This is a genomic window from Bradyrhizobium sp. USDA 372 (genome assembly GCF_053629095.1).
Window position 1 is genome coordinate 2880193 of the sequence record NZ_JBRJHR010000001.1, and the last position, 14202, is coordinate 2894394.

General features: G+C 62.6%; 8 protein-coding genes, 1 tRNA gene and 1 pseudogene. 3 read left to right on the forward strand and 7 right to left on the reverse strand.

Annotation, left to right across the window (positions count from 1 at the left end; translation table 11 throughout):
- Window positions 1-107: 107 nt before the first annotated feature.
- Complete coding sequence (locus AB7M16_RS13685; protein ID WP_453944209.1) at window positions 108-1364, reverse strand: vanadium-dependent haloperoxidase; 1257 nt, start codon at window positions 1362-1364, stop codon at window positions 108-110.
- A 635-nt stretch (window positions 1365-1999) separates the two neighbouring features.
- On the opposite strand from AB7M16_RS13685, the gene AB7M16_RS13690 reads away from it, so the two are divergent.
- Entirely contained in the window at window positions 2000-2404 is a 405-nt protein-coding gene (locus AB7M16_RS13690) for a nuclear transport factor 2 family protein (protein WP_453944210.1), read from the forward strand.
- A gap of 143 nt (window positions 2405-2547) precedes the next feature.
- Window positions 2548-4104, forward strand: a complete 1557-nt coding sequence (locus tag AB7M16_RS13695; RefSeq protein WP_439364624.1) for an IS630 family transposase — start codon at window positions 2548-2550, stop codon at window positions 4102-4104.
- 109 nt (window positions 4105-4213) lie between these two features.
- Here AB7M16_RS13695 and AB7M16_RS13700 read toward each other — a convergent pair whose 3' ends face one another.
- From AB7M16_RS13700 to AB7M16_RS13715, 4 genes and pseudogenes are all read right to left on the reverse strand, one after another.
- Window positions 4214-4723 (reverse strand): DUF4411 family protein, encoded by a 510-nt coding sequence (locus tag AB7M16_RS13700; protein WP_257187539.1) that lies wholly within the window; start codon window positions 4721-4723, stop codon window positions 4214-4216.
- Complete coding sequence (locus tag AB7M16_RS13705) at window positions 4723-5916, reverse strand: ImmA/IrrE family metallo-endopeptidase (protein WP_439364625.1); 1194 nt, start codon at window positions 5914-5916, stop codon at window positions 4723-4725. Before AB7M16_RS13705 ends, AB7M16_RS13700 begins: the two co-directional genes overlap by 1 nt.
- Before the next feature lie 161 nt (window positions 5917-6077).
- Window positions 6078-6154: transfer RNA gene (locus AB7M16_RS13710), tRNA-His, on the reverse strand.
- A 280-nt stretch (window positions 6155-6434) separates the two neighbouring features.
- Window positions 6435-6868: pseudogene (locus AB7M16_RS13715) on the reverse strand (phasin).
- A gap of 686 nt (window positions 6869-7554) precedes the next feature.
- On the opposite strand from AB7M16_RS13715, the gene AB7M16_RS13720 reads away from it, so the two are divergent.
- Complete coding sequence (locus AB7M16_RS13720) at window positions 7555-10911, forward strand: PAS domain S-box protein (RefSeq protein WP_453944211.1); 3357 nt, start codon at window positions 7555-7557, stop codon at window positions 10909-10911.
- Window positions 10912-11091: 180 nt separating this feature from the next.
- On the opposite strand, the gene AB7M16_RS13725 is transcribed toward AB7M16_RS13720, so the two are convergent.
- Window positions 11092-12264, reverse strand: a complete 1173-nt coding sequence (locus AB7M16_RS13725) for a thiolase family protein (RefSeq protein ID WP_172788976.1) — start codon at window positions 12262-12264, stop codon at window positions 11092-11094.
- Between the two features lie 220 nt (window positions 12265-12484).
- Window positions 12485-14074 (reverse strand): phosphoglycerate dehydrogenase, encoded by a 1590-nt coding sequence (gene serA / locus AB7M16_RS13730; RefSeq protein ID WP_453944212.1) that lies wholly within the window; start codon window positions 14072-14074, stop codon window positions 12485-12487.
- Window positions 14075-14202: the final 128 nt, after the last annotated feature.

Sequence of the window (14202 nt, forward strand, 5' to 3'; positions counted from 1 at the left end):
TCGAGACGCCCGCTTCGCGGGCCCTCAGGATGAGGACGGCATGCGCGGCAACAGTTTCGATGCGCAGCCATGCAGGTGAGCCTCAACCTGAGAGGCTGCGAAGCAGCTTACTGCTTCGGCTCAGCTCGCGCTTCCAGCCCGCGAAGCTGTGTCCCGACAGTCAAGTCACCGATCTTACGGCCCATGTCCTTTCCGACCTCCGTCGAGAAACGGTAATGGAAACCGGCATAGATGCGGGCATTTGCGACCTCATCGCTATAATCCTGGAGCTTGGTCCATTTGCGAGTCACCCCTGGCGCAGTAGGGCTGGTCATCGTTAGCTCTCCGACCTCGTCGCCGGCGATGGACCGGAGAACCGTGGAAACCGCCGCCGATACGATGCAGTGGGCGCAGGGGTATTCGGGATGCAACGGCGTTTCACCCAGCGGCAACCAGGACGCTTCGCGTGGCGTCATCGGGTTGTGCGTGATGTCCGCGTTGCGTATGGCCGTTACAGGCCGCCAGAAGTTGTAATGATACTTCGCATCAAGGACGGCAACGATTGCGTCGTTCGCAGCGATCTCGGTGAGGGCGAAGAGGCGCGAGCAGTCAACGACGTCCATGTGCTTGGCCAAGGCGACCTGCCGGACGATTGGATTGAAGCTGGGAGGCCCGACCAGAAACCAGACTCGTCCGATCGCGGTCTGCTCTGCCGTTCGGGTGGTGCTGTTGCGAGCGCCGAGCTCCCGAATTTCGTTGACGTCTCTGGTCCAGGTCTCGGAATCAAGCGCCGGTGGTGGCGCTGGACGGAATTGTGAGACCGATGTCATGACCCAAGGGGACATTCCTCCAGCCGTCGTGCCGATCGGCACCACCGTCGGCACATAGGTCCCCGGGGCAGTATAGGGACGATAAGTCTCCTGGACGTCACTGCCGTCATCCCTGCGCAACGCTATCACGCCGGAAGCGGCAAGCTTTCCAAGCTCGATTCCATTCGCCTTTCCCTCCGTGTCCGGAATGCCGGAAAGCGATGCAATCAACGCCGCATCAAGGGCAGATTTCTGGTCCGGATAGATCGTCAGAAGAATGTTGTAAGCCGCAGTCGACGCTGCGGCTTCCTTGGACGTGGAGCGGTCTGCTACGAGATCCAGCTTGTATGGCGTGTATCGCCTGTCGATCGCGTTGACGGCCTCGAACATGGCAACGTGAAGCATCGACATCGTGCGGGCCTGTGGCACAGGCAGCACCTTCTTTTCGGCGGCAATCGCATCTGCTTTCGCGTTCCAGTCCATGATGACATCGGCACGCGCAGTGCCGATGCAGACTGCAAGAGTGGCGACGATCAGGAATGGAGATCTCGTTGCAAGAAACGTCTTCATCTTCATGCTCCTCGTTGTTTCAACAGAGAGCGACATCTTGTACGGATGAGCCGCGCAAGAACGTAGAAGTGCAGGACGATCTTAAGATTGCAGCAAGCCCGCTGCTGTGAAACAGTTTACACTGTCCTCGCTTTCGTCGAAAAGAGTTTGAGGCCGCGCCCCAAAGAGTAAGATCGACTGCCTTACGTGATGCACGACCTGCAATCTCGGCAGTCTTCCGAACAATCATCACATCCTTTGCGCACTCAGGCTCGCCGCCGGCGCTGATCAAGCTCGGCATCTATTCGTTTCGCGCGAGGTGAAGAGCGAGCGGCTGAGCATTTTGGTGATGCCGCTCCAGCTTTCGGCAATACCAGTCGCTGCGTTCGTCTGGCAAGATTGCTCGACCCTGCCGCCGGCGTCATCGTGCAGTTCGCGGCGATGCCGACCGGCGCGAATGCGTACATTTTTGCGTGCACTATCAGCGGCTGGTGAACCCGGTGTCGGGCGCAGTGGCGCTGGGGACGCTGCTGGCGGCGGTGACGTTGCCGGTGGTGGTGTAGGTGGTAGCGAGGTGAGGTCGCGCAGCACGGTTCCAATCATTTTGCCTTTGCACGCAAAGGTCGCTAGGCTGCCCCGATACACATTGCAGGGAGGGGCACATGGCACAGCGCGAAGAGATGCTTGCATCGATCAGGACCGCCTACGCCGCGCGCGGCAGGGGCGACATCGAAGGCTTGGTGACGGCTTTTCATCCCGAGGGCCACTTCACCTTGATGGGCGACAAGGGCGCGCTCGAACTGACGGGGCGCATGGAGGGGCACCCGACCCTGCGCGCGGCTTTCACTCAGTTCACTGACACCTTCGGCTTCGAAAGCCGCGAGATCCTCGCCGAGCTCGTCGACGGCGGTCGCGTCGCAGTCCATTCCCGGGTTCTCGTTCGATACAATCCAGGCGGAAAGACTTTCAGCACCGAGATCCTGGACCTGTTCAGATTTCAGGATGGCAAGATCGTCGAGCTGATCGAGTTTGCGGATACCGCGCAGATCAAGGCGGTGATTGGGTGAGGGGGGATGAGACTGAATTGAGGCTCGTCTGCCGACGATCGCGGTGGCCGGCGCGACCGCGTACAGTGTAAATCGGTACGCGACCCTCGCTTGTGCTGACTCAGAACAGCTGCGGCTCTTAACATCAAGCGATGGAGGAGAGCATGCCGTGGACATCCAGAACGCTCATTGAGGCGAAGCAGGAGTTTGTCGCTTTAGCCAATTCGCCTCACGCAAACATCCGAGCCCTCTGTCGCAAGTTCAACGTCAGCCCCAAAACGGCTTACAAGCTGCTCGCGCGTGTTCGTACAATGGGGTCTGATGGGTATCAGGATCGCTCCCGGCGGCCTCGGCACCATCCTTCGAGAACGCCAGCAGAAATCGAGGACGAAGTCTTGTCGGTCCGGGCGCTTCATCCGCTCTGGGGCGCCCGGCGGATCGCGGGCGAACTTCGCAAAAGCGGTCGAGCAAGAATCCCGGCTCCATCGACAATCTCAACTATCCTCTCACGAAGAGGTGCACTGAGCTCTGCGGACGCTATGGCCGCGATCGCCCGTCTCGCGGGCGACCCAGCCGGCGAGCTGCCCGCGTGCTGGAAGGCGAAGATGCCTCCCACTATCGACAGATTCGATCTCCGCATTGTCGGCGAGCATTTGCTGAGCGGACGGATACTCGACCGCAGGCGAGCCATAGTGCTAATAACACATTGGCTCGGTGTTCGACAAAGCAAGTTGTGTGGACTGATCGGGCTAAGTCCTGTCACTTGGCGGCGGTGTCTTCGCATCTACACGGAAGGAGGTGCGGATGCATTGTTCGCGCGGCGCCGAAGTCCTGCGCGAAAATTTGATAGAGAAGAACTCAAGAACGCCCTTTTTGACACTCTGCACCGGCCGCCAAGCGGATTCGGGATCAACCGCACCACATGGAGGGTTGTCGATCTTGCTGGTGTCCTCACGCTGCAAGGACAGCCAGTGAGCGAGGATACGGTCCGCAAGATCATAAACTCTTCGGGTTACAAGTGGCGCAAAGCCCGCGTCGTGCTGACCTCGAACGACCCGGAATTTTCTCAGAAGCTCGATCGCATCAAGTCGATCTTAAGCAACCTTGCCCCCGACGAAGCATTCTTCTCAATCGACGAGTTTGGGCCCTTTGCCATCAAGCACCAGCCCGGGAAATCGCTTACGGGTCCCGGCGAACGGCCGCTCGTTCAGCAATGGCAAAAATCTCGGGGAAAGGTCACGCTGACGGCGGCAATCGAGCTTTCGTCCAATCAGGTAACGCACTTCTATAGCGAGAAGAAGAACACGGCCGAAATGATCCGGATGATGAAGATTCTGCTCGATCAATACGAGAATTGCAGATGCATCTATCTGTCTTGGGACGCCGCCTCTTGGCACATCTCGAAGGAGCTGAGCCAAGCGGTAGAGGATCACAACAGCCGGATCGTCGGGCCTACAGTAGTGATCGCACCGTTGCCCGCTCGGGCGCAGTTTCTCAACGTCATTGAATCGGTCTTTAGCGGCATGGCACGCGCCATCATTCACAATAGCAACTACCATTCGCCTGACGAGGCAAGAGCGGCGATCGACCGATATTTTGAGGAAAGGAATGAGCATTTCCGCGCGAATCCGCGAAGGGCTGGCAACAAAATCTGGGGGAAAGAGCGAGTCCCTGCAGAATTCTTCCAGTCGCACAACTGCAAGGACCCGCAGCTCGGTTGATACGCACGGAAGCGCAATTAGGATGACGGTCTACCAAATTGATCTTGACCAACGCCCCAGATAGCACGCGCTCTGCAGCATCGGGGTTTATGTACTGCCACCCGATCACCTAGTTCTTGATCCCTTCCGCGCGAAGTAGGTCGTTGAAACTGAGGTGGATCACACCTTCCTTGTCGCAAATATCAGGGATCTTTTGTCGTTTGCTGCTATCCTGATCTACGTTCGTTTTCTTTTCACTGCTGATAACAGGAAGTCCAAGAGTCTTCGCCAGGGCAATGATCGTTAGATCGTTCAATCCGATAGTACCCTTCCGATTGCCATTGTACTCAGAGATGGCGGCCGCGTGTCGGACCTTCATCTCCTCGTAGTGAGCCACATACGTCTTCCAGTCCCAGCTCTCTTCCTCTATTTCCATCTGAAGTGCGATTGCGTTATTCTTGATGCACTCTCCAATCGGACCGGGAAGGTGTTCGAGCTCTTCGAATATCTCGACGGTCACAGCAAACGTCCCGTCTACAACTAATCCAGCGATTTTCGCCCATATAGTTGGATGGATGTCCTCTGGCATGAACTCCAGAGGGTTGCTCAACCCCGATGTGTCGAGGCAATATCTCTTCATCAGGTTCTAAAATGATTTCGGATGTCATCGAGGTGGGCAAGATTTTTGATGCCCATAAATTCTGCCGCATTGTGGTTCGTGATCATTCCGTTGGACCACGCCTCAAGGACAAGTCCAGTGTAAAGGTCACCACGGGATGACCGAAATCTTGAACCATAGTATTCGGGACGACCGCCGCCCTTGAATTCCTTCTCTTGCTGAAGGAATTGAGGTCTCTTTACGCGCCAGTAGAAATCTTGATCGACGTAACCGAGCTCAACGAGCCGAACTAGTGCAGCGTGTCGACTCACACAGAATGCGTTAGCCACGGCTGCAATCTTTCCGTCGTCTATGCTGCGCTCTGGTCGACGCGGCACTGGCTGGAGTAGCCGAACGACTTCGGTTTTGGGCATTAGGAATGCGCCCGCAAAGCCGTCGCACCAATCCTCTACCGACCGCGCCCGCGTCTTGCTTGGCGCTGATCCTATTGGACCACTGATCCCACTCTCCTTAAGGACCACGTGTCCGAGCTCATGTGCAAGCGTGAAAGCCTGTGCGGTTGGAGCTTCCTTGCTGAAGACGAGTACGGGCAGAGGACTTGCAAAGAGACACATGCCTCTCGCGCCGAAGGCCGCTAGACCCGAATTCTTCATAGTTATGATGCCCGCGCGTTCTAGGTAGTCCCGGAATGCGCTGACGAACTTGGCCTTATCGTTACCCTTGCGCGAATACTGCTCATCCATCGGTAGCTTCAGCGCTTCGCGAACAGTCGCCGCCGCCGCTTCATGGTTTTTCCCAAGGGGCCAGTAGAATGAGCTGTCAAGGACGGGCGGTTTGATTCCCAGAATTTCGTAGAGGTCGAGCGCATTGAGGCGTGTCTGTTCGGCCTCTGCCTGGATTAGTAGAAGTTCGTATTGCTCATTTGGAGCCTCGGCTTCTGAATGGAGCCGAAAATCCGGAACCAGTTGCAGCTCCTTTATCTGCGGCTGCTCCTTGGACAGAAGCTCCATAAACGGCACGTCGTAGACATTCGCTAGCTTACGGGCTTGCTTCACGGTTGGGAGGTCTGCGCCTGCCTCCCATCGCTGTATGTGATCGGGCGTTACCCCGGCTCCTTTCGCAGCGCTCTCCACGGACAGACGCACGCGCTTCCGCGCCCATTGAAGGACGTCGCGATTGAACGGCGCTCTTTCTTTTTTCTGGGCGATAGCCATTGCGCGTCACCTTAGCGCAAAATGTAAACTGAATGATGTGAGTTTCAACGCTTCGCGCCATGGTTGCGGAGAAAGCGCCCGCAGCGCGAACGCAACCAAAGGGCGGCGTTCTTCACCCTAGCCCGATATTGGGGTCACTTCTGCTAGGGATTTGATCCCGCTGGTACAGTTGGGTGGGCTCGAACCACCGACCTCCTGTTCCACAGACAGGCGCTCTAACCAACTGAGCTACAACTGCATCCTTGCGAGCCGCGCCTTGGGCTGCCTGAAAAGGCCTGATGCCTGAGGGGGCTGGACGGGGCGGAAACTAGGTGCAACGGCCCGGTTTGGCAAGGCCGCAAAACCCGTTATTTGGCCTCTTCAGCGCGAGGAAAACAGGTCGATCTGCCGGGCGGGATCACCTCTCCCCGGCGGGGAGAGGTGGACGGATTGCTGGGCGCGAGCGGAGCGAACCCATTTCAAAAGAAAAAACCCGGGCCTTTTGGCCCGGGCTTCGCATCTCACACCAATCCGACCGCTCAGGCGGCGGACGGATAGTACTTCGAGGCGCTGGCCTTGATCGGCTCGGCGGTCTCGGCGGCGACGCGCTGGGTGAGCTCGACCAGCGCTTGGCCTGGGCCTGGTAGGTCTCGAGCTGCTTGCGGGCGTGGCCGGTCCACAGCTCCATCGCTTCCGTCGGCGACTTGGCGCCGAACAGCTGCTGGGCGAAGTCGAGCTGGGCGCTCGAATTGGCCTTCATGAACTCGACCAGCTTGGCGGTGTACTCGCTCGCGCCCTTGGAGGCGGAGGTGAAGACGGCCTCGACGGTGCCGTTGTGGGTCTCGGCGGCGTCCTTGAACTTGGCGTAGTTCTCGCGGGCCTGCGCCGCGCCCTTCTCGGCGAACGCACGCATCTGCTCGGGAACCTCGAACGGGATGATCGAGGCAGAAAACGGATCAGTCGCACCTGTCATGTTGGTCCCTCACGCTAATTGAAAAAATGGAGTGAGCCTTCTGGCGCGCCCGCCGGCCCCCATCATGGGCCCTCGCATTGAGCGGGAACGAAGACTGGAAACGCGAAACAATCGAGATGGCTCGCCCAGCGCCAAGCACTATGACTGCCTATCATGTCAACATTGTGCATCGCAACGCGGCAGAGACGTGCGGTGCGAAATTTAATCTCGGGGAGGATGAGGTTCCGGAGGCGGGGAACCGGGGGTTGAGGGGCCCAAGAGGCACGGAGGCGAGCGGCTTCCTTACCCTCCCCTGGAGGGTCCGGGACGAGCGTAGCTCGCCCGTGGGTCGATCGCGCGAAGCGCGGGCGGGGTGGGGTGATCTCTCCACTCGGGGACCGCCCGTGGGGAGAGACTGTCACTCCACCTCGGTTCGCTCTCCGCTTCGCTGCGTGCGAACCAATCCTCCCCCTCCAGGGGAGGATGGCAGCGCGCATGCCGCGCGCCCCTCCCCAACCCAGGAATCCCTTGGATGCAACATCGGCTCGGCTTGCGAGGTGGGCGCGATTAAGGTTATCGCCGCTTGGGGGGCGCTTGCCGGCTTTGGGCCGTGGACCTGGTCGCGCCTTCCGGGCGATACTAACCCTTTCTTAAGGCTGTCATTCCCGGCAGCCGCCACACGTGAAGCGTGAGATGCAGCCGGCCTGATGACGCGTTCGGATTTCCAGTTGCGAGGGGTGGGCGATCCGCGTCTGGCCGTGCATGCGACCTCTGCCCTGCCGGCCTGGCTGTGGTCGACCGACGGCGCGCGCGTGCTGTGGGCCAATCCGGTCGGCGCAAAACTGTTCGGCGCGGCCAACAGCGCAGGGCTCGCGGACAAGGTGTTCGGCCCCGCCGACAGCCATCGCCGCCAGGTCGTCCGGCTCGCCCGGCAGCTGCCGGGAGGCGGCGCCATGCGGCTCGAACGGCTGCGCGGCTTCGGCGCCCGGCTAGGGGCGCTGATGACCTGTGCTTGCGCGCGGCTCGACTTTGCCGATGGCGGCCATGCCGTGCTCGTCATCGCGATGGACCCGACGCTGCGCACGATGCCGTTGGTGGAGCGGCTGCATCGGCTGGTCGCCGGGGCCAAGGTGCCGATGGCGGCATTCGCGCCGGACGGGCTGTTCGTCGGCGCGAGCGAGGCCGCGCACGCCCTGCTCGGCTTCCGCGATCTGTTCGAGGCCGGGCTCGACCGGGCGCGCAGCGATGCGCTGGCAAGCGGCCGCGCCGCAACGCCGATCGGCATCGGCCAGATGGTGCTGCAACGGGTCGGCCAAGGCGCCGATGTCGGCCTGGTCGCGCTGATCGAGCCGGGCGCCACCACAGCGGCGCGCGATGCCGCGCCGGAGGTCACGCCCGTCGCACGGCCGGACCCAGTGCCGGATCACGCGCAGCCTGCGCTGCCGGATGAGGCGCCGTCTGCGATCGCGCTGTTCGATGCTTTCGCCGAGCCGGCCGAGGCACCGGTCGAGACGAACGCGCCTGATGTCCCTGAGGCGCCCAAAACTCCGGTTGAAAACCAGCCGCAAGCCATTGTGTCGCCGCAGCCCGCGCCGATCAATGCGGGCATGGTCGAGCCGACTTCGGGCCAGCACTCTTCAGGCCAGCACTCTTCAGGCCATGATTCTTCGGGCCAGCAAGAGCCGGCCGCACCGCGTCAGCATCCGCTGCGCTTCCTCTGGCAGATGGATGAAGAGGGCCGCTTTGCGCTCGGCTCCGATGACTTCATCCGCCTGATGGGCACGCACACGGCCGCCGGCTTCGGCCGCCCCTGGCGCGAGATCGCCGAGGCGTTTTCGCTCGATCCCGAAGGGCGCGTGGCCAAGGCGCTCGAAAGCCAGGACACCTGGGCCGGCATCACAGTGAACTGGCCGGCCGACGGCGGCGAGCACATTCCGGTCGAGCTCGCGGGCCTGCCGGTCTACGACCGCAACCGCAACTTCGCCGGCTTCCGCGGCTTTGGTGTCTGCCGCGATCTCGATGCGCTCAACCGGCTCGAGGCGCTCAGGCGCTTCGAGCTGCTCGTCGACCCGCCGGCGCAGGATCGCTCCACTGAGGCCGTCGCGCCCGATGCGGAGGCCGAGCCGCAAGCCAAGCCTGAAGCGGCGGCCGAAGCAGAGGTTGAGGGCGAAGCAGTGGCGGCGCCGCCGCCGATCGCGCCATCCGAGCCCGAGCCGCAAGCCGAGCCCGACCTGCCCGAGCCCACAAGCGAGACGACTTCACACCCAACCGAACTGGACACGCCCGTGGAAACGCCTCCCAATGTCGTGCCGTTCCGCCCGCACGGCGATGCGCGGTCTCCGACGCTGACGCCGGTCGAGAACAGCGCGTTCAACGAGCTCGCGCGGCAATTGTCCGAGCGGCTCGAACGCGAGCGCGAGAGCATCGCCACCGACGCGACCGAGCCGGTGGCGGAAATCACAGCCGAAGCGCCAGTGCCCGAGCAGGAGGCGCCGCAGGCCGCAGCCGAATGGCTGACCGCGCCCGCACCGCCGCCGCGCGGCGCGAGCGCGCGCGACCGCACGCTGCTCGACCTGTTGCCGACGGGCATCCTGATCTACCGGCTCGACCGCCTGCTCTACGCCAATCCCGCCTTCCTCGCGCGCATGGGCTATGACAGCCTGACCGCGCTGGAGCATGCCGGCGGGCTGGATGCGCTCTATGTCGAGCCGGGCGTGTCGGCGGCCAGCAGCACCTCGCAAGGCGGCACACCTGTGACGATCAGCGCGGCGGTTGCGAATGGCGACGCACCGCTTCCGACGACGGAAGCGCATCTGCACACCATCGACTGGGACGGTGACGGCGCGCATGCACTGATCTGCGCGCTGCCGGAGGCGGCACCGATCGCCGCGGCTGCCGTTGCAGAGACCGTGGTGGCAGCAGAATCTGACGCAGCTGACGCGGAGCCAGCGGCCGGCGAAGCCGAGGCCGAGGATCTCGCCGCCATCCTCGACACCACGGCCGAGGGCATCGTGATGTTCGATGCCGAAGGCAACATCCACGCCTGCAATCGTAGCGCGGAGGCGCTGTTCGGCTATGACGGCGAGGCGCTGCTGCAGCAGAATCTGCTGACGCTGTTCGCGCCGGAGAGCCAGCAAATCGTCGCCGATTATCTGCAAAGCCTGAAGAGCCAGGATATCTCCAGCCTGCTCGATCACGGCCGCGAGGTGCTGGGCCGCGAGAAGAAGGGCGGCGTCATCCCGCTCGCGATGATCATGGGCCGCACGCGCCCCGAAGGGCCGAACTTCTTCGCCGTGTTCCGCGATCTCTCGCACGCCAAGAAGGGCGAGAGCGAATTGACCCAGGCCCGCCGCCTCGTCGACGGTGCGGCGAATGCCAAGGCCGACATGCTGGCGCGGATCAGCCACGAGATCCGCACGCCGCTCAACGCCATCATCGGCTTTGCCGAGGTGATGATCTCCGAGCGCTTCGGCACGCTCGGCAACGAGCGCTACGGCGAATACATGAAGGACATCCGCGCGTCCGGCGAGCGCGTCATCGCCATCATCGACGATTTGCTGGAGCTGTCGCGGATCGAGACCGGCAAGCTCGACCTGAATTTTTCGAATCTGAACCTCAACGACCTGGTCGAAGCCTGCGTGACGGTGATGCAGCCGCAGGCCAATCGCGAGCGCATCATCATCCGCACCTCGCTCGCCCATGCGCTGCCGCAGGTGAGCGTGGATGCGCGCGCGATGCGGCAGATCACCATGAACCTGATCTCGAACTCGATCCGGCTTGCCAGCGCCGGCGGCCAGGTCATCGTCTCGACCGCGCTGACCGATCGCGGCGAGATCGCATTGCGCATCCGCGACACCGGCCATGGCCTTTCCGAGCGCGAGGTCGCCGCCGCCATGGAGCCGTTCCGCACCCCGCCGCCGGGGGACGCCGCCGACAGCTCGGCACTGAGCCTGTCGCTGACGAAAGCGCTGGTCGAAGCCAACCGCGCGCGGTTCAACATCAAGAGCGCCGGCCACGGCACGCTGATCGAGGTGGTGCTCGCGCCGGCGCTGGCGGGGGCGTAGGCGCGACGGCTATCGCCTTCGTCCTCCGTCATTGCGAGCGAAGCGAAGCAATCCAGACTGCCTCCGCGGTGAGACTCTGGATTGCTTCGCTTCGCTCGCAATGACGATGGGGATACAGCTCGAGCAAAAAAAAGCACGGCGCTTGCGGCGCCGTGCCCTTTTGCATTGCTGCGGCCTGGATCAGCTGTAGATCTCGAACAGGCCGGCGCCGCCCTGGCCGCCGCCGATGCACATCGTCACCACGCCCCACTTGGCCTTGCGGCGGGCGCCTTCCTGCAGCAGGTGGCCGGTGAGACGGGCGCCGGTCATGCCGAAGGGATGGCCGATCGCGATCGAGCCGCCGTTGACGTTGTACTTGGCGGGATCGATGCCGAGCTGGTCGCGGCAATACAGGCACTGGCTGGCGAAGGCCTCGTTGAGCTCCCACAGGTCGATGTCGTCGATCTTGAGGCCGGTGCGCTTCAAGAGCTTCGGAATCGCGAAGACAGGACCGATGCCCATCTCGTCCGGCTCGCAGCCGGCGGTGGCCCAGGCGACGAAGCGGCCGAGCGGCTTGAGGCCGCGCTTCTCGGCGTCCTTGGCTTCCATCAGCACCACGGCGGCGGCGCCGTCGGAGAGCTGGCTGGCGTTGCCGGCGGTGACGAACTTGCCCGGGCCCTTCACCGGCTCGAGCTTTGCCAGACCTTCCATCGTGGTGTCGGGGCGATTGCATTCGTCGCGATCGACGACGTAGTCGACGATCGACTCGGCCTTGGTCTGCTTGTCGACGACCTTCATCTTGGTCTTCATCGGGACGATCTCGTCCTTGAACTTGTTCGCCTGCTGCGCCGCGGCCATGCGGCGCTGCGATTCCAGCGAGAACTCGTCCTGATATTCACGGCTGAGCTTGTAGCGCTCGGCGACGATGTCGGCGGTGTCGATCATCGCCATGAAGATGTCGGGGGCGACCTTGAGCAGCTCCGGATCGATCGATTCCTTCGGCGAGCCGCCGCCCGGAATCGAGATGCTCTCGACGCCGCCGGCGACGATGCAATCGGCGCCGTCGGAGCGGATCGAGTTCGCGGCCATCGCGATGGTCTGCAGGCCCGAGGAGCAGAAGCGGTTCACCGACACGCCGGCCGTGGTCTTCGGCAGGCCGGCGAGCAGCGCGGCCTGGCGGCCGATGTTCGGCGCGCCATGGGCGCAATTGCCGAGATAGCAATCCTCGACATAGTCCTTCTCGACCCCGGCGCGGTCCACCGCGTGGTGAATGGCGTGGGCCGCGAGCGACATCGGCGGCGTGATGTTGAACCCGCCGCGGCCGGATTTCGCGAGGCCCGTGCGCGCATAGGAAACGATGACGGCTTCACGCATTGTTTTCTCCCTTGTCGAACGATTTTGAACGGAGCGTTGGTACGAGATTTTCTCCGCGCCATTGGTACACAAAGTCAGGAGGTCGCGGGAAAATAAAACGCCGCCTCCCGGCGAAGGAAGCGGCGTTGTTCCGCGGGTCGGAATATGTCTGTAAGGGGGCGAAGGAAATTCGACTCTGTTGGCCTGCTGTGTCACCTCTCCCCAGCGGGAGAGGTGAAGATCAAAACGTCAGCGCCTTGGCCTGCTTGACCTGCGGCAGGGCCTGCACCTTGGCGAGCACGTCGGCCGGCACCACACCGTCGACCTCGACCAGCGCAATGGCATCGCTGCCGGGGGCGACACGGCCGAGATGGAAGGTGGCGATGTTGATCTTGGCGTCGCCCAGAAGCCCCGCGAACTTGCCGATGAAGCCGGGCTTGTCCTCGTTGGTGACGTAGATCATCGACTTGCCGAACTCGGCATCGACCCGGATGCCCTTGACGTCGACGAGGCGCGGCTTGCCGTCGTGATAGACGGTACCGGAGACCGAGCGCTCCTGGCGTTCGGTCGCGACGGTGACGGTGATCAGGCTCTCATAGTCGCTCTGGGCGGCGCGGACGATCTCGTCCACCACCATGCCGCGCTCCTTGGCGACGACCGGCGCCGACACGACGTTGACCTCGCCAAGCATCGGGCGCAGCAGACCCGACAGCACCGCGGAGGTGATCGCCTTGATCTTCATCTCGGCGACGTGGCCTTCATAGGTGATCTCGACCTTGAGGATGCCGCTCTCGGTGAGCTGGCCGGCGAACGAGCCGAGCTTCTCGGCAAGCGCGATGAACGGCTTCAGCTTCGGGGCTTCTTCCGCCGTGATCGAGGGGAAGTTGACCGCGTTCGAGATCGCGCCGGTGAGCAGGTAATCCGACATCTGCTCGGCGACTTGCAGCGCGACATTCTCCTGGGCTTCCGTGGTGGAGGCGCCGAGATGCGGCGTGCAGATCACGTTGGGATGGCCGAACAGCACGTTCTTGGTCGCGGGCTCCTCGACGAAGACGTCGAAGGCGGCGCCCGCAATGTGCTTGGCGTTGAGCGCTTCGACCACCGCCTGCTCGTCGACGAGGCCGCCGCGGGCGCAGTTGATCAGGCGCACGCCCTTCTTCATCTTGGCGATCGCGGCCCCATCGATGATGTTCCTGGTCTTCTCGGTCAGCGGCGTGTGCAGCGTGATGAAGTCGGCGCGCTTGAGCAGATCGTCGAGCTCGACCTTCTCGACACCGATGTCCTTGGCGCGCTCCGGCGACAGGAACGGATCGAACGCGATCACCTTCATGCGCAGGCCAAGCGCGCGGTCGGCGACGATCGAGCCGATATTGCCGCAGCCGACGACGCCCAGCACCTTGCCGGTGATCTCGACGCCCATGAAGCGGTTCTTCTCCCACTTGCCGGCCTGGGTCGAGGCGTCGGCCTGCGGGATCTCGCGGGCGAGCGCGAGCATCAGCGTGATGGCGTGCTCGGCGGTCGTGATCGAATTGCCGAACGGCGTGTTCATCACGATGATGCCCTTGGCCGTGGCGGCCGGGATCTCGACATTGTCGACGCCGATGCCGGCGCGGCCGATCACCTTCAGCTTCGTCGCCTTCTCGAGGATCTTGGCGGTCGCCTTGGTCGCGGAGCGGATCGCAAGGCCGTCGTAATTGCCGATGATCTCGGCGAGCTTGTCCTTGTCCTTGCCGAGATTGGGCTGGAAGTCGACCTCGACGCCGCGATCTTTGAAGATCTGCACGGCAGCGGGCGAGAGGGCGTCGGAAATGAGAACTTTGGGTTTGGTCATGGGGATGTGTCCTTCACACCCTCCCCTGGAGGGGGAGGGTCGGCGCGAAGCGCCGGGGTGGGGTGAAGCTGCAACAAAGAAAATTGCCGGTGCGCCGTGTGGAGAGATCACCCCACCCCGCCGCACCT